The sequence below is a fragment of the Qipengyuania psychrotolerans genome (assembly GCF_019711355.1).
Lineage (GTDB): Bacteria > Pseudomonadota > Alphaproteobacteria > Sphingomonadales > Sphingomonadaceae > Qipengyuania > Qipengyuania psychrotolerans.
Map to the genome: position 1 here is coordinate 2,042,419 of NZ_CP081297.1, position 15,461 is coordinate 2,057,879.

Annotated in this window: 13 protein-coding genes; 6 read left to right on the top strand and 7 right to left on the bottom strand. The window is 58.4% G+C overall.

The annotated features are described in order from the left end of the window. Position 1 precedes the first annotated feature (1 nt). From K3166_RS10035 to K3166_RS10045, 3 genes are read left to right on the top strand one after another with little or no spacing between them, the layout of a single operon-like run. Positions 2–1,459, top strand: a complete 1,458-nt coding sequence (locus K3166_RS10035) for a glycoside hydrolase (protein WP_221422099.1) — start codon at positions 2–4, stop codon at positions 1,457–1,459. Further along, positions 1,452–2,564, top strand: coding sequence for a GNAT family N-acetyltransferase (locus tag K3166_RS10040; RefSeq protein ID WP_221422100.1), 1,113 nt, complete (start codon positions 1,452–1,454; stop codon positions 2,562–2,564). The genes K3166_RS10035 and K3166_RS10040 overlap by 8 nt, the downstream gene beginning before the upstream one ends. Beyond that, positions 2,561–4,072, top strand: coding sequence for a lipopolysaccharide biosynthesis protein (locus K3166_RS10045; RefSeq protein WP_221422101.1), 1,512 nt, complete (start codon positions 2,561–2,563; stop codon positions 4,070–4,072). Before K3166_RS10040 ends, K3166_RS10045 begins: the two co-directional genes overlap by 4 nt. Positions 4,073–4,135: 63 nt before the next feature. Here K3166_RS10045 and K3166_RS10050 read toward each other — a convergent pair whose 3' ends face one another. The 6 genes from K3166_RS10050 to K3166_RS10075 are packed head-to-tail and all read right to left on the bottom strand — an operon-like array spanning position 4,136 to position 10,596. Further along, positions 4,136–5,236, bottom strand: coding sequence for a glycosyltransferase family 8 protein (locus tag K3166_RS10050; protein WP_221422102.1), 1,101 nt, complete (start codon positions 5,234–5,236; stop codon positions 4,136–4,138). Between the two features lie 40 nt (positions 5,237–5,276). Further along, positions 5,277–6,509 (bottom strand): class I SAM-dependent methyltransferase, encoded by a 1,233-nt coding sequence (locus tag K3166_RS10055; RefSeq protein ID WP_221422103.1) that lies wholly within the window; start codon positions 6,507–6,509, stop codon positions 5,277–5,279. Next, on the bottom strand, positions 6,506–7,771 hold the full coding sequence (locus tag K3166_RS10060; RefSeq protein WP_221422104.1) for a class I SAM-dependent methyltransferase: 1,266 nt from the start codon (positions 7,769–7,771) through the stop codon (positions 6,506–6,508). Before K3166_RS10060 ends, K3166_RS10055 begins: the two co-directional genes overlap by 4 nt. Before the next feature lie 10 nt (positions 7,772–7,781). After that, entirely contained in the window at positions 7,782–8,837 is a 1,056-nt protein-coding gene (locus K3166_RS10065; protein ID WP_221422105.1) for an NAD-dependent epimerase/dehydratase family protein, read from the bottom strand. Beyond that, entirely contained in the window at positions 8,761–9,642 is an 882-nt protein-coding gene (rfbF, locus tag K3166_RS10070) for a glucose-1-phosphate cytidylyltransferase (protein WP_221422106.1), read from the bottom strand. Before rfbF ends, K3166_RS10065 begins: the two co-directional genes overlap by 77 nt. 3 nt (positions 9,643–9,645) lie before the next feature. Next, the gene (locus tag K3166_RS10075; protein WP_247714609.1) at positions 9,646–10,596 is read right to left on the bottom strand and encodes a glycosyltransferase family 2 protein; all 951 of its coding nucleotides are present in this window, start codon (positions 10,594–10,596) and stop codon (positions 9,646–9,648) included. Between the two features lie 550 nt (positions 10,597–11,146). On the opposite strand from K3166_RS10075, the gene K3166_RS10080 reads away from it, so the two are divergent. From K3166_RS10080 to K3166_RS10090, 3 genes are all read left to right on the top strand, one after another. Beyond that, on the top strand, positions 11,147–11,992 hold the full coding sequence (locus K3166_RS10080; protein WP_221422107.1) for a hypothetical protein: 846 nt from the start codon (positions 11,147–11,149) through the stop codon (positions 11,990–11,992). Beyond that, the gene (locus tag K3166_RS10085; protein ID WP_221422108.1) at positions 11,989–13,206 is read left to right on the top strand and encodes an acyltransferase family protein; all 1,218 of its coding nucleotides are present in this window, start codon (positions 11,989–11,991) and stop codon (positions 13,204–13,206) included. The genes K3166_RS10080 and K3166_RS10085 overlap by 4 nt, the downstream gene beginning before the upstream one ends. 76 nt (positions 13,207–13,282) lie before the next feature. Next, positions 13,283–14,602, top strand: coding sequence for a polysaccharide pyruvyl transferase family protein (locus K3166_RS10090; RefSeq protein ID WP_221422109.1), 1,320 nt, complete (start codon positions 13,283–13,285; stop codon positions 14,600–14,602). Here K3166_RS10090 and K3166_RS10095 read toward each other — a convergent pair. Continuing rightward, entirely contained in the window at positions 14,489–15,382 is an 894-nt protein-coding gene (locus K3166_RS10095) for a glycosyltransferase family 2 protein (protein ID WP_221422110.1), read from the bottom strand. The two genes, K3166_RS10090 and K3166_RS10095, sit on opposite strands and share 114 nt — an antisense overlap. Between the last annotated feature and the right edge of the window lie 79 nt (positions 15,383–15,461).

The following is a 15,461-nucleotide window of genomic DNA, read 5'->3' on the forward strand; positions in this document are numbered from 1 at the left end:
GATGGAACTGACCTTCATCGGCATGATCCAGGTCGTAATCGGCATCCTCGTGGTGTTTTTCGGCAGTGTCCGAAGCGCACTCATCTTCTTGCTCGTGAGTGCTCTTTTCGAAGGTTCGGCGGCGATCGTCCTGCCATCACTGGGCGGCTCATCAATTCCCCCGGTGCAATTCGCACTGTTCTTCACGACCTTGAGGATTCTGGCGCCCAAAGGAGGGTATGTCGCCCTTCTCCCGTCCGCCATTGCAGACAACAAGTGGTACGTCCTGTTCGCTATCTACGGCATGGCCACGGCATATCTGGGGCCGCGCATGTTCGGCGGCGCGATCAATGTGTTCCCCATGCAGCCCGACCCGTCGCTGGGTCCTTTTGGCACCGTCCCCCTTAGTCCGACGCCGCAAAACCTGACTGCCGGGCTTTATCTGTTCGGCGCATTCATGCTGGCAATCACAAGTTACATTTTCTGCCGTGTGCCAAATGCTCCGGCAGCGCTGGTGAAAGCGCTCGTCCTGATAAGCTGGCTGCATATTCTCACCGGACTGGCTGACATCCTCACGCGCGGCACCGGAATGGAAAGCCTGCTGTCGGTGTTTCGCAACAGTAATTACAGCGCGCTGGACAATTCGATCGCCGGTTTCGTCCGGATCAGGGGCGTTTTGCCCGAAGCCTCTTCATATGCGGGCCTTGGCTTCGCCCTTTTCGTGGCGAACGCGGAGATGTGGTACCGCTCGATCAATCCGCGCGCGACCGGCCTGCTGGCCTCCATGCTGGCGCTGATACTTTTTTTCAGCACGGCCTCGACCGCCTACGTCGCGCTGGCAGCATTTGGCATTTTCTTCCTAATGCGGGCGATCCTGTTTCCAAATGCAGCGCCGAGCGGCAAATTGTTCAGGGCCGCGTTTCTCGGTTTTGGCATTCTCGTCGCGCTTTGCATTCTCCTTGCGATCATCCCGCGCCTGCCATTCGCGGTCTACGAATTGATCATGGATATGACCGTCGGCAAGCCGGCGAGCGATTCCGGGCAGCAGCGCCTGTTCTGGGCCATGCAGGGATGGCACGCGTTCCTGAGTTCATATGGCTTGGGGGTCGGCCCAGGCAGCTTCAGGTCGTCCAGCATCATCACCGCCATCATGGGGTCGATGGGGCTGATCGGACTTATAACCTTCGGATTACATCTGAAGCAGGTGTTCGAGGGGTCCAAGCGTTCGGCCTGGGGCGCAGGGTACACGTTCGAGCAATCACTCGCTGGCGCGCTTGGGACTGCGGCCGTGTTCAGCCTGGTGCCGGCCGCGATTTCTTCCCCGCATGCAGTCCCCTCGGCGCTGTTTTCGATCATGGCGAGTGCAGCAATTGCATTACGGTGCCTTTCAGCCTCACAATCGGCGACCCCGGACCGCCAGGCAAACGAAGCGCCACGCGGGCGAATTTCTCCGCACCAGCTGCGGGGCCGGCATGCGTAAACGGGTTCTCCACGCGCGCGATCTGTCGCCAGATCTGATTGCCCTCTGGCAAGAGTTTTGCAGGCGTGATCCGATCTATTCCAGTCCATTCTACTCGCCCCATTTCACTCAAGCGGTGGCGCAGGTCCGGCCTGACGTGCGCATCGCGATCCTCGAGGAGCGCGGCGAGATCGCCGGGTTCCTTCCATTTCATCTGACCAAGAGCGGAATTGGAAAGCCAATCGGTGGTCAATTGAACGACTATCAGGGCCCGATCCTTGCGCCGGGAGCCAAAATCACCCCGGAGGCGATCCTTGGTGCTGCCGATATCTCGTCTTACGATTTCAATCACCTTCCGGTCGCTTTTACGGGTTTGGCAAGGGAAGCCCGCAGTTTTTCGATCTCCCCGCAGATGGATCTGTCCGAAGGTTACGATGCCTTTGTCGCGCGCAAGGGGTCGCGCTGGACCAAGGCGAAGCGGGAGATTCGCAGGCGCTACCGAAAGACGGAGAAGGATATCGGGCCGATCCGGTTCACCTTCGATGACCGCTGCGACGCGACTTTCCAGCGTCATATGGAGATGAAGAATGCCCTGCTCGACCGCGCCGGTTCGCGGCTTCGGGTGAAATCGGATTGGCTGGGCCGCACGCTCGACGTCCTGCGCAACAGCGATGATTCCGACTTCGCGGCTGTAACGACCACGATCCACGCCGGCGACAGGCTGCTTGCATCGCACTTCGGGTTGAGGACCCGGAATGTATGGCATTGGTGGTTCCCTGCCTATGATCTGGCGGCCTACAAATTGGGGCCGGGCATCAATCTGGTCGACCAATGCGCCATGGCAGCAAAGGACCAAGGCATCTCGCTGATCGACTTCGGCCGGGGCGATGGGGCATTCAAATTGCTGTTCGCAGATCGCCATGTCGAGCTGTGCGAAGGCGCAATATCCCGCACCGGAAGTCTGGCCAATCTTGTCAGGCGCGGAGCGCACACATTTGTCGCGGCAGCGGAACATCTGCCGCTTGGCCGATATCGGACATACCCGCGCCGCGCCGCTGCCAAATTCGTGACCGGTGTCACCCTGCCAAAAATAACGGAAAGCCTGTCAGAGCGGAGCACCCAATGAACTTGCGGGGCGGCGTCATGAAAGGCGCCTTGTCGCTGGGCAGCGCGCGGCTTGTTTCCAACCTTTTGGGCGCGGTGGCGATCCTGATCCTGGCGCGGCTGCTTACGCCGGAGGACTTTGGCATCGTCGCCATTGCCACCGCGATCCTCACGATCGTCCAGTCGAGCACTGAACTTTCGCTCAACAACGCGCTTATCCAGCGCGATGATATCGATCAGACCCACATCGACACAGCGTGGACGATGGCGCTGATCCGGTCCGGCATCATCTGCGTGTTCTTCGCTCTCGCCGCCTGGCCGCTATCGCTCATATACTCCAACCCCGACCTGGTACTGGTGTTCATCGTGTCGGGCGTGACGGGTGCCATGATCGGATTGCAAAATCCGCGGATCTGGCTGGCGACCAAAAGCATGAACTTCATGGCGCTAGCATTTGTCCAGCTGTCCCAGAAAGCGGTTGCGATCCCCTTTGCCATCGGCATTGCGATGGTTTTCCAGTCATACTGGGCAATCATCGCCGGCAATGCGCTGGGTGCCTTTTCGGCTGCACTGCTAAGCTACATTCTGGTCCCTTACCGGCCGCGCATTTCATTGAAGCACGTCAGGGCAATCTGGTCATTTTCCAGCTGGATGTTTTTCAACCAGCTGCTTGAAACAATCAACTGGCGGATCGACCAGCTGATCATCGGATTGGTCGTACCCAAGGGCCAGCTTGGCATCTATGCGATGGCTGACAATATCGCGGTCATCCCGACCCGCGAAACGATCCAGCCGATCAGGCATGCCCTGTTCCCCGGCCTTGCCAATCTTTCTAATGATGTTGGCAGGCTGACCCGCTCGCATTTGCTCGCGCAATCGACAATCGCGATGGCAATCGCGCCGCTTGGGATTGGCCTGGCACTGGTAGCTGAACCTGCGGTACGAATTGCCTTGGGGGACAAGTGGCTGGCCGCCATCCCCTTTGTGAAAATTTGTGCAGTCTATTACGCGCTTGGGACTTTCACCGTGGGACTGCAGCCAGTTGCGATGGCCCTGGCGAAAACGAAATTGCTGTTCATTCGCCAGGTCATCGCGGTGTTTGTGAAGGTCCCTTTGATCATCGGCGGCTTGCTAAGCGGGGGTCTGATTGGCGCAGCACTCGGACGTTTCGCCAGCGAACTGATTACCGTCATGATAGAATTCCTTTTCCTGCGCCATTTGCTCGGCGTTTCGGTGCCGGAACAGCTTCGGCGCCACGCGCTCACGATTTGCGGCCTGCTGGCAATGTCGCTCGGCGTATACGTGGCGGATACGGCCTTGGCCCAAGCTGCGCTGAGCACCCTTGCCGAGCTGATTCTGAAGGTGGTGGCCGGAGGGGTGTCCTACGCCATCGCAATCATTTTCGCCTGGCTTGCGTTCGGGCGCCCCGAGGGTCCCGTGACCGAACTGCATACCGCGATCGGGCGTCTCGCTAATCGCCGCAAGAACCGGCGCACGACCACTCTGCCCGTAGAACGGCCGCAGCCATAGGGGCATGCATCAAGTTGGTAGATTGGGTGAAGCCAGAACGGCGGCGAGGCTAATGCACCAGGCTCAAGCCAGGCCGATCGGCTTTCCTTTGCCATAGCCATCGAGCACCGCTTCGGGCGGCCGGATGAACTCGCGTTCGCCGCGCGCTTCTGAAACGAGCGCTTTCGCCATGTCCTCGACATCTTTGCGGCTCCGGGGAGCCCAAGGCAATTCCGCATTGTCGGACCGCTGCCGCGGGACCTTCATCAGGTCCAGTACGAACGGTGCGTAGGATGCGAGAGCATTGCGGATCCTCGGGGCATATCGGAAGCGCAGGAAATCAACCTGTGCGCCGACCTTGTCGCTTGCATTCTGGCTCGGGATGAAATCCGCCCAGATCGTGTCCTTAAGCTCGCTCCGGTACCACGCAGCCGCATTCGACCAGCGCGGAGGCCGCCGGCGGGACCACGGCTTGGTGGATGTATAATGTTCGAGATACGGGGTCAGCGAACCCCCGAAATTGAGATAGGTTTCGTGCAGGTTCCAGCGCGGGTCGAGCGGAATCCACCTGTCTTCGAGCGCATGGTTGAGCGCGTCCTGATCGGGCGCTTCCATGCAGCCCTCGGGATGCTCGACCAGGAATTGCCGCGCCTTGGCCAGCACCCCTTGCTGGAGCATTTTGGGCCAGTCGAAAACCATCACGCCGGACTGCAAGTACGGGGCATCTTCCGAGAGGAACAGGTCCTTGCGCCGCCTGCGGATATTGCCGCTGAGATAATAGACGAAATCATGCACCGCCCCGGCAGGATGTCCTTCGAGGTCGAAGGTAACAAGCGGCTCGACCGAAGCCATGATGCGCGTATCGGCATCAAGATAGATCAGGCGATCGATCTCCGGCCCAAAGATCATGTCGAAGTACAAGCGCAAATATGCAGCACGCGGCCAACGTTCGTTGATCGGCTTTATCTTCTCTTCAACGAAGTCGGGAACGATGATCTGAACATCGACCTTTTTGCTGGCAAAGAAAGCGCGCGCAGCTTCCAGATCTTCGTCGCTTACATCGCAGCAAATCAGATAGAGATCGATGTCGTAGCCGCCGGGCAAATGGTCCGCGACGGACTTCAGCTGGCAACATGCAGCCGGCAAGTACCCGCTGTCGGTCGCTGTCGTTATTGCTGTTTTCATGGCGTCATGGCCTTCAACAGGGCAGGTGCAATTCCGTGGGTCACAGGCACTCCACCGCGCAGTCGATGCCCATGTCGGCCAAGGACTGCGAGATTTCGTCTTCGTAAATCCGGTTCATCACGACCACCAGGCCGGGATCGATGTCCTTGAGCTGGTCTGGAGCAATAATGGGGTGTCCGGTCCCGGGCATGAAGTGGCCCTGCCGATTGGGATTGATGTCGGTCACAAAGTCCACGGCTTGTGCGATATCAGGCAAAGTCAGGAACGAGACGGCCTTTGAACCCGACCCCCAGAGTACCACGGTCTTTCCATCGGCCTTCGCCTTGGCGACGGTGCCGCGCCAGTGTTTCTTGTGCTCTTCAAGCCGGTCGGGGAAGGTTTCGACAAGCTGCGCGAGTGCATCGAAGGCTTCTGCGTCGTGCACCGCGTCGGGGCTGCGGTTCGGCAACGCCTCGATCGTCAGATATTGATCGTCATATTCGATCGCCGTGCGCGTCACCTTGAAGCCATTGCTCGAAAACAGGTGCCGCAGCGAGCTTTCGGTGAAGTACGAACAATGCTCGTGGTAGATATCCTCGAAGGCGCAGTGCCTGATGATACGGTCCGCTTCGGGAACCTGGAAAAACACCACTGTCTGCTTGTCCGGATCAAGGCCCGCTCGGATCGTCGAGATGAAGTCAGACGTCTGCGTGATATGCTCGAGCGTCATCTTGCAGCACAGGAAATCGGGCTGATCGTCGCAGTGATACGGCTCGAAATATTCGGGGATCAACGTTACCCGCTCCGCACCGGCCACACCTTCCAGCCGTTCGGGAAGCGCGCTGGGATCAATGCCCACGCCCTCGTTTTCGCCCAGTTGTGAAAGCAGCAGTAGGAATTCACCCTTGCCGCAGCCGATTTCCATCACCCGCTTGCCGGTCAGTCCGTGGCGATCGATCATCTGCTGGGCAAGATCGCGGTGAAACTTCGAGAACGTCGGTGAGAATCCCTGAGTTTCTTCGTAACGCCCGGAATATTCGGTCAAATCCTGGCGGAATGCGGAGTTGTAAATGAAGCCGCAGGTTTGACAGAAACGCAGCGCAATCGAACCCTTGTCGCATCCCACCGCGTCCTCGCGGGTGTCGAACAGGATGCACGAATTGGTGGGTACGTCCTCGACCTCATAGAATAGCTTGGTCTTCCCGGAACCGCAGGTCGGACATGTCGTGACGTGGCCAAGATCGTTGAGTTCGATCTTGGTATCTGCGACCGGCGGTGCCTCGACCATGTTCATTGCACGATCCTCGGCTCGGGAACCGGGACGATGAAGCGGCCGCCTTGCGCGAGGTACTGTTCCTGCTGTGCAATGATCTCTTCGGCAAAATTCCAGGCAAGCATGAGGGTGAAATCAGGCTGCCGTTCGACTAGCGCCTCCGGTTCGAGGATCGGCAGCTTTGCGCCCGGCATGAACTTGCCCTGCTTGTTGACGTTGCGATCGACCACGAAGTCGATCTGGGTGGTGTCGAGGCCGCAGTAATTGAGCAGCGTCGCGCCCTTTGCAGCAGCGCCATATGCAGCAATCGAATGGCCCTTGGCTTTCAGGCCGTTGATGAGAGCAAGCAGCTCACTGCGCAGCGTGTCGACCCGCGCAGAAAACTCGGCAAAGAACTCGGACCGGTCGAGCCCGATTGCGCGTTCGTTGGCGAGCATGTCGGTGACGCTGGCATCGACGGCTTCGCTTTGCTCCACGAAAATTCGCAGCGAACCGCCATGGATGGAAAGCTCCTCTACCCGATTAACGAACAATCCATGGCGACGGAAAAGCTTGTCGAGCGCGGTGAGCGAGAAATAGCACAGGTGCTCGTGATAGATCGTGTCGAACTCGGCCTGTTCGATCAGCGGCAATAGGTACGGCATTTCGATCACCGCCACCCCCGTGGGCTTGAGGATCGTGGCGATGCCGGCAACGAAGCCGTTGGTGTCCGCGACATGCGCGAGCACGTTGTTGGCATGAATGATGTCGGCTTTGCCGCGCGCTTCGGCCAGGTCGCTGGCCAATTGCTCGGTAAAGAAACCGCACATCGTTTTGACGCCGACTTTTCTTGCTGCTGCGGCAGGCCCGTCTGCCGGATCGATACCCAGCACCGGAATGCCCTTCTCGACATAATTGCGCAGCAGATAGCCATCGTTGCTCGCCAGTTCGATCACGAGGCTGTCCGAACCCAGATTGCGCTCTTCCAGCCTTGCAAGGACGTTCCTGCGCGAATGCTCCATCAGCGCGGGCGAGAAGGAAGAATAGTACGGATAGGCGTCCGCAAACAGCACATCGGGCGAGACTGTTTCGAGGATTTGTACCAGCGAGCAATCCGGGCAGAATGCCACCTCCAGCGGAAAAACCAGCTCAGGCTCGCTGAGCCCTTCGGTGGTGAGCAGCCTGTCGGTAAGCGGCGTATAGCCGAGATCGAGAAACCGCTCGAGCGAAGTGCCCTCGCATGATCTGCAGCAGGTTTCAGTGCGCGAGTATTTGCCCGGTTGTTCAAGAACGATCTGGTTCATGTTCTGCCTTTCACGCGTTTTCCAATTCGCGGACGGGATAAAGGTCTTCGCTGACCGATCCTGCCTCGATGTTCTGCTTGATGTGAGCGATCCGCTTGAAGCGCGGCCCTTCGAAATCATCCAGGGTCAGGCCGCTGTGCACGAATGCCTCATACAGCTGCTCGATGCCGCGCCGGCAGGTCCATTGCGGCTTGAAGCCATGGAGCTTGCGGGCGATGTAATTGCAGTCGACCCGGTAGTTGCGCACGTCCGGGCTGGCATCGTGGGAAAACCCGACTTTCGAACCGGGTACGACGTCGCGCACGAGCTCGGCGATCTCGCGGATCTGGTAGTTCTCCGTGGTCTGCCCGACATTGAAGACCTCTCGGTGCACGTCGCTGCGATCGGCTTCGATCGTCGCGATATAGGCCAGTGCGATATCCTCGACGTGCACGATCGGGCGCCACGGCGAACCGTCGCTCTTGAGATGAACTTCGCCAGTGGTGCACGCCCACGCCGTCAAATTGTTCACAACCAGATCAAACCGCAGCATGGGCGACAGGCCATAAGCCGTGGACGCTCGCAGGAACGTCGGACTGAAGCCATCGTCCGCGATCGCGGTTATGGCTTTTTCGGCTTCGACTTTCGACACGCCATAAGGTGTGACAGGATTGAGATCACCGCCTTCGTCGATGAAATCATCGCCCGATGCCCCGTAATTGGAACACGAAGAGGCATAGACGAACCGTTTCACGCCAGCGGATTTCGCAAGGCGCGCAAGATCGATCGAAGCCTGGGCGTTGATCTCTTGCGTCAGGCCCGGACGGTAGTCGCCCAACGGGTCGTTCGAAAGTCCGGCAAGGTGGATAACAGCATCAAGTCCGCCAAGCTTTTCTTTCGATGCAGGGTCGCGCACGAATTCCCGTACATCCCCTCCGATGGAGCGGATATCGGCAGTGTCGGGCAGGAAATTGCAGTCTTCGAAAAGATTGCTGTCGAGACCTACGACATCATGATTGCGCTCGAGCAAGCGCGGCGCCAGCACCGTTCCGATGTAGCCTCGATGTCCAGTCAATAGAACTTTCACTGCTTTCGTCCTTCCATAATTTCCACGGCGCGTGCCCGGACGACCAGAACTCGTTGAGGATCTGCTTCTCGCGCATCGTGTCCATGCATTGCCAAAAGGAATTGTGGCGATACGCCATCAGCTGTCCGTCTTCGGCCAGCCGTGAAAGCGGCGCCTGTTCGAACATGGTTTCCTCGTTGTCGATGTAATCCATCACACCCGGTTCGAGCACGAAGAATGCGCCGTTGATCCAGCCTTCGCCGATCTGGGGTTTCTCGGTAAAATCCGTGATCATCTCGCCGTCGAATTGGAGATGGCCGTAACGCGCAGGCGGGCGAACCGCGGTGAGCGTGGCAAGCTTTCCGTGCGACTTGTGAAAGGCCAGCAGTTCGCCGATGTCGATGTCGGCCACGCCGTCGCCCCAGGTCACCATCATGGTGCGGTCACCCAGCCAGCTAGAGAGTTTCTTGATCCGGCCACCGGTCCCGGCGTTGGTGCCCGTTTCCACCAGGTCGACATTCCAGTCAGGGATGCATTCCGGGGAATGGCGGACGAGTTCGCCTTTGCGCGTACTGATCGAAATCGACCCGGAAACGCGGAAATATTCGCGGAACCAGCGCTTGATGTATTCGCCTTTGTATCCCAGCGCGATGCTGAAATCGTTGAAGCCGTAATGCGCGTATATCTTCATGATATGCCACAGGATCGGCATCCCGCCGATTTCGACCATCGGCTTCGGGCGCATCTCGGTTTCTTCGGAAAGACGAGACCCCAGGCCGCCGGCGAGGATACCCACTTTGACATCGGAAAGGTCATAACGTGACATGTTCTAAACCACCTCGCTCGTTTCCTGTTTTCGTACCGGTCGGATGAAAATCTGTTTTGCTGCGCGTGCGATCGAAGGGGAGACCATGCTGGCAAGCTCGAGGCAGTAACGGCCCAATTGGATGGGCTTCAAACTGCGCCAAACCAGCATGGCGCGGAGACGCCACGGCGACACCAGATCACCGTGGCGGGATGCAATCTCGAAAAGATGCAGGGAAAGCTGCGAATGCTCTGCGGCAGCGCCGCGGCTTTTCGTGCCGGTCTGCCACAGGCTGCGCTGGATCTTGTCATCGATGTTGATCGAACGCTGCTCATGTTCGCGGTTGAAGAAGACTGCCTCTTCGATGCGCCTGAATTTGCCCATCAATGCCGCTTCGGCGAGCACAGCCCGATCTGAACCGTAATAGGGCCGGTGAAGGGTCGAGCGCGCCAGGTTATTCCGTCTGAACAGGCCGAATATCGGGAAACACGTGCCCGACATCTCGATCGCCTGCTTGAACCGGACTGCCGGATCGTCGCTTTCAAGCGAAGGCGTTTCCTCTCCGACCGGTTCGATAATTGCGCCACTGGGGCTGATCCCCTTGGTCGACCCGAAAGCCAGTGCCACACTCGCATCTGCATCAAGCACGCGGACGCACTCTTCCAGGAAGTTCGGGCTCAGCGTGTCATCGTGGGCGCACCATTTCAGGTACTGGCCCCGGCCATGCTCGTATCCCAGGTTGTAGTTCGCCGAAGCTCCGATGTTGCGCGGGTTGCGGATCAGTTCGATCCGGCTGTCGCGTGCCGCATACTCCCTGATAATCGCGCAGGTATCGTCACTCGACGCGTTGTCGGTGACGATCAGTTCAAAATCTTCGAAGCTTTGCGCCAGTATCGAATCCAGCGCATCCCTGATGTAATTCGACCCATTGTAGACGGGCATCGCCAAGGTCACTTTGGGTTTCGACTGAGGCAAGATCTCTTCCTATTTGCGGTTCCACGTTCGGACTGCGCACCTGCCGGTTCGATCATTGGCCTGGCTCTTGCGCGGACACTTGGGTTTCCACCGCTGATCCAGAACCGTGCGGCATCGAAAAACCGGCACTGCTGAACAAATGTTTACCTGCATGGCGAGGCGATAGGGAGACGCGCACTGTGCTTAGACCGAAGGGGCAAGCGGCTAATCCTAATGGGCAAATTTATTCCGCGAATGGCGATGATTTGGCCGGAGAGGGAATGATCCCAACTCGTTCGGGACAGCTTGCACCTGTTCGCGAACCCCCGAAATTGCCTCGCAGCGCCTGCGGGAGGGGCAAGCCGAAGGCCGCTGCGGACGCTGGCCGGAAGCACGAAAAATCAAATCCCAAGCGGCCGCATGCGGAGGGCAAAGGCCGGCTTGGCGCCTCACATGTTTAGAAAAAGACGCGCCATCCCGGGTGTCCATTCCAGCGGTCTTTGATGCGGTCGAACTGGCGGTCGCCCGAAGTCAAAATCGAACTAGTCCAAGATAACCTTCGCTGTGGGAATTGATCAGCCGTACAAGAATTCATCGAAGAATTGCAAATGCTTGGCTGCATTGGGGTGCGATCCGGAAACATTTGAGCGGTCACGCGCGACCATGCTCTCGATCCTGCAAGGAAGTTACGGAGATTGATGGAATGAGCAACCTCAGTGGAACCGTCTTCATTTTGGTGAACGATGCCATGCCTCGCTTTGTTCGGCTGGAATTTACGTCCGGTGACGATGCGGCCGCCAAGATCGCCAAAACCAATAAATCTGCGCTACCGGTCCCGTTCCGGCTCTACTTTGCAGCCGAGGTGGCGGACTGGAAGGCGCTGGAGCGCAGTCTTCGGTTCCTGTTTTCCAAGCACTATGATGCCGATGATCAGGCATATCTGACAATCAATCCCGACCTCCTGAGAGCCGCGATCGAACCCTCGGTCATCAATGCCATCGAGCTGAGCGACAAAGAACTTGGCATCTCGCCGCAGAAACGCGCGCAGATGGACCAGCTCAGGGCAGCCAACGAAGACCTCAATATGCAGGCGCTGAACGCCAAACCCGGCACGATCCTCTATTTTGCCAACGAGCCTTCGATTTCATGTACCGCGCTCGGCAATGGTTTGGTGCAACTGGATGGAAAGTCTCTGACACCGGTTCAGGCCGCTCAAGTCGCCATGCGCAAGATCGGCTTCGACTGGGAAGAAATTGCCGGTTCCGATTACTGGATCAAGCTTAGCGCGCAGGCGCAAACCAGCCACGTTCCAAACGGCAGCGCGGTACATGTCGAAACCATCATGCCCGAAAAGCCCATTGTACCGAACGACGCCGATGATTCGCCTGTTATGGTGATCCGAAACAAGAAGTTATGACTGGCACCGCCCCAGCGACTGAAAATCTCTGGTCGGCCGACATGTCGAGCGGCAATCCGACTGCGCAAACTCGGCCCAATTCGGGCCCTGCACGCTATTTCTGGGGCCTTGATCTGGTCAGGTTCGGTTCCGCCTTAATGGTGGTCCTTTTCCATTTTGTTGCATTTGGCGGTGATGCGCCCCTCTGGCCCGCCGAGCCAGGCGATGCTCCTTTCAGTTGGCTTGCACCCATTGCCTGGATGGGGTGGGTCGGCGTGCAGATATTCTTTGTTCTTTCCGGTTTCGTAATTGCCGCAAGCGCGCGCGGATCGAACGCGGGCACGTTCCTTAGAAAGCGGGCAATCCGGCTTTTGCCGGCGCTCTGGATCGCAGCGACAATCGCACTGATCGCAAGGTTGTTATGGGGCGAACCGCTACAGCTGCTCCTCCCCGCCTTCCTGAAGACTCTGGTCCTTTCGCCCAAGGGTCCATACATCGATGGCGTGGTATGGACCCTGGTAGTCGAAGCGGCCTTCTACCTCGGAACGACTGCGGCGATACTGGTAGCTCCATGGTTCGGCGGAACACAGCGCACGCTGCGCACGTATGCGCTGCTGCTCGCAGGTGCCAGCGCGGCATTCACGGTTGTGTTCTGGGCATCGCTCGGAGCGTCGCAAACACTCGCTGCGTCCGGGTTAGCCGATAGGCTGAGCTCTTTCATGTTCGATGTTTCGCTGCTCCGCCACGGCGTTTTCTTCGCCTTGGGAATGCTGATGTACGAGGCAGTGCAGGCCGGTGCGGAGCGCCGGGATGCCGCGTTGATGATCGGTATCAGCCTGATCTGCATGCTACAGATCGGCAATCAGGTTCCTGATGATCGGACCGCATTGGCGCCGGTGATGATCTGGGCTTCAGCAGCTGCACTCATTTTTTTTGGCGCGAAATATGGCGACCGGCTTATCAAGACGGACGTGCGCCACATCATGCGCCCCATCGGGTTGATGACCTACCCGCTTTACCTCAATCACTTCATCCTCGGCCAATCTCTGTTGCCGGTGTTCGGTTGGTGGATTTCCAACTCGGCTGTACTTGCAGCAGTCCTGCTGGCCGTGCTGCTCGCCAACGCTTGGATCATGGCGCAATATCCTGAGCGCATGATCCAGAGCAGGTTGAAAAAAGTGATGCTGAAGGACAAGCCGCCTCGCCCGCTTCAGGATGCGAAAGCAGTGGGCTGATGACGGGTTTCCTAATTACAGATCACCCTGTTTTTCCCTGCGCGCAATATTCGTTGGGACGCGCAGCGATCGTATCATGACCCGAATTGCGCTGCTCAATGTGAAATACAGCCCCAATCTGGGCGACGGGGTGATTGCTGAATGCCTCGAATACGAACTGGCGAGGCTGCACCCTGATTGGGACATCTCCTCGATCGATCTGGCCGGGCGTGACGGCTTTGGAAACGGGCCTGAAAAAGCGCGTGGACGGGCAATTCGCATCTTGAACAGCCTGCCCGGGCCAGCCCGGACAATCGCAGCCGCCACCGCTCTCAGGGTACTCATCGAATTGCGGTATCGCAAAAGGTGGCAAAGCCAGATGAGGGGCGTTTCCGGAATAATCTTGGGCGGCGGGCAACTGATTGCCGATGCAGACCTGAATTTTCCGCTGAAGATCGAGGCGATCCTGCAAGAAGTCGCGCGGCTGAATGCCTCCTTTGCAGTGTTCGGCGTCGGAGTATCAGACCAGCTCTCTGTCCCTGCTAAGCGGTTATTTAAAAAGGCCTTCCGCGCTGCTCCGCCGGTCCATGTGGCTGTCCGCGACGATGCGTCCATAGCCAGCTGGGATCGGCATTTCGCAGGCTATGATCTGCCCAATGCAGCGCCCTGCCGGGACCCGGGACTTCTGGCCCATGAACTGTACACCGTGACCGAAAGGCTCAGCGATGGCGCGCCGCCAATGATCGGGGTCGGAATTGTCGACCCCAGGACCCTCGCGCTGCATTCCGAGGAGGTGGAGTTAAGCTCTATCCAGGCAGCGCGCGAGTTTTGGGAACAGCTTTGCCGAAGGCTGCTGGCAATGGGATACCGCATCAGGCTGTTCACGAACGGGCCTGCCGATGACGAGGAATTCCTCGATAGCGTTCATGCCGAATTGCAGGATACCATGACTGAAAAGGCTCCGCGTCCAAGGGTGCCGCGGCAACTTGCCGATACCGTGTCCGGAATGGATGCCATCGTCGCCCACCGCCTCCATGCCAATATCCTCGCATATTCGTTTCGGGTGCCGCACGTAGGGCTTTCGTGGGATCCGAAAGTATCTGCATTCTTCGGGTCGGTGGGCAGGCCGCAATTCGTAGCAGACACGCTCACACATGATCCGGGTCAAGTCGCGGCTCTTATCAAGCAATCGATTGAGGAAGGCATAGACGAAGCTTCACACGCTGATGTCCTTGCGGAGACCAGGACTGCAATCGCCCGCTGCGCAAGCGACCTGTTCGCTGCCTCCGACACGGTTGCCGCATCACAAGTCGAGTATGCGTTCGGGGCTAGATTTGCCTCTCAGGATATCAAGCAGCCCCACGAGGTTACCCCGCAGCCTTCCCCGGCGATCGACAAAGGGTTCGGGCCTCACTGATTTCAGCAGATTGACCGCGACGTATTTGAAGATGTTTTCGTACATGTGACGCTTGGGCGCTGTACCTTTGCGGATCAGGTAGATGGGGTTTGCAACTTGGGAATATCCCAGCCGAACACCCGACGTTCGCCCAGCCTTTATGCCGCGGTGCGCGCCAACCAGGCGGTTTATGCGTACCAGGCGACCTTCCTGCATCAGCTGGTTGGTCAAATCGAGATCCTCCAGCCATCCGTAAAGCGGAAGCTTTTCATCAAACCGGCGTTGGCACAGCGCAGACGTGCGGATTGCCATGTTGCAACCGTAGAGGCCGAAGAGCTGAGCCCGCCCGGGATCACCGTCGGGGTAAGCCTGCGCATGTCGGTGAATAGCCTGAAGAGCTTCCCCGCGACCGATCCCGGCGCCGCTGACACCATCGGCCACGACCAACCCCGTGACGCCGACGATATCCGGACCATCTTCGAACGCCTCTTCCAATCTTTCGAGGTAATGCTGATCGGGTATGAAATCGTCATCGAAGAATACGAGGATGTCACAGTCGTCGGCAGCAATGTCGATGGCCAGATTGCGTTGCACGCAGCTGCCTTTTCTGTCGCAGATCAACGTTTCGTTTGCGAGCAAAGGGTCCCTGTCCGGCGCGTCATCAGGCGTAGTGACCGCGAAGATCGTGCGATCGGGAAGCCGTGTCTGCGCCCGCAGGTCGCCCACCAGGTCCTGTGCCGCTTCACGCCTTCCCAAGGTTGCAATAATGGCGGCAATCCGCACCGAAATAATCTCCGACAACTGTGTTGCAAGCCGGCCCCGTCTCCCGAAGCGTCCCCTCTTTGTCCCGGGAAAACCGTCAGAGCCAAGCTATTCACAC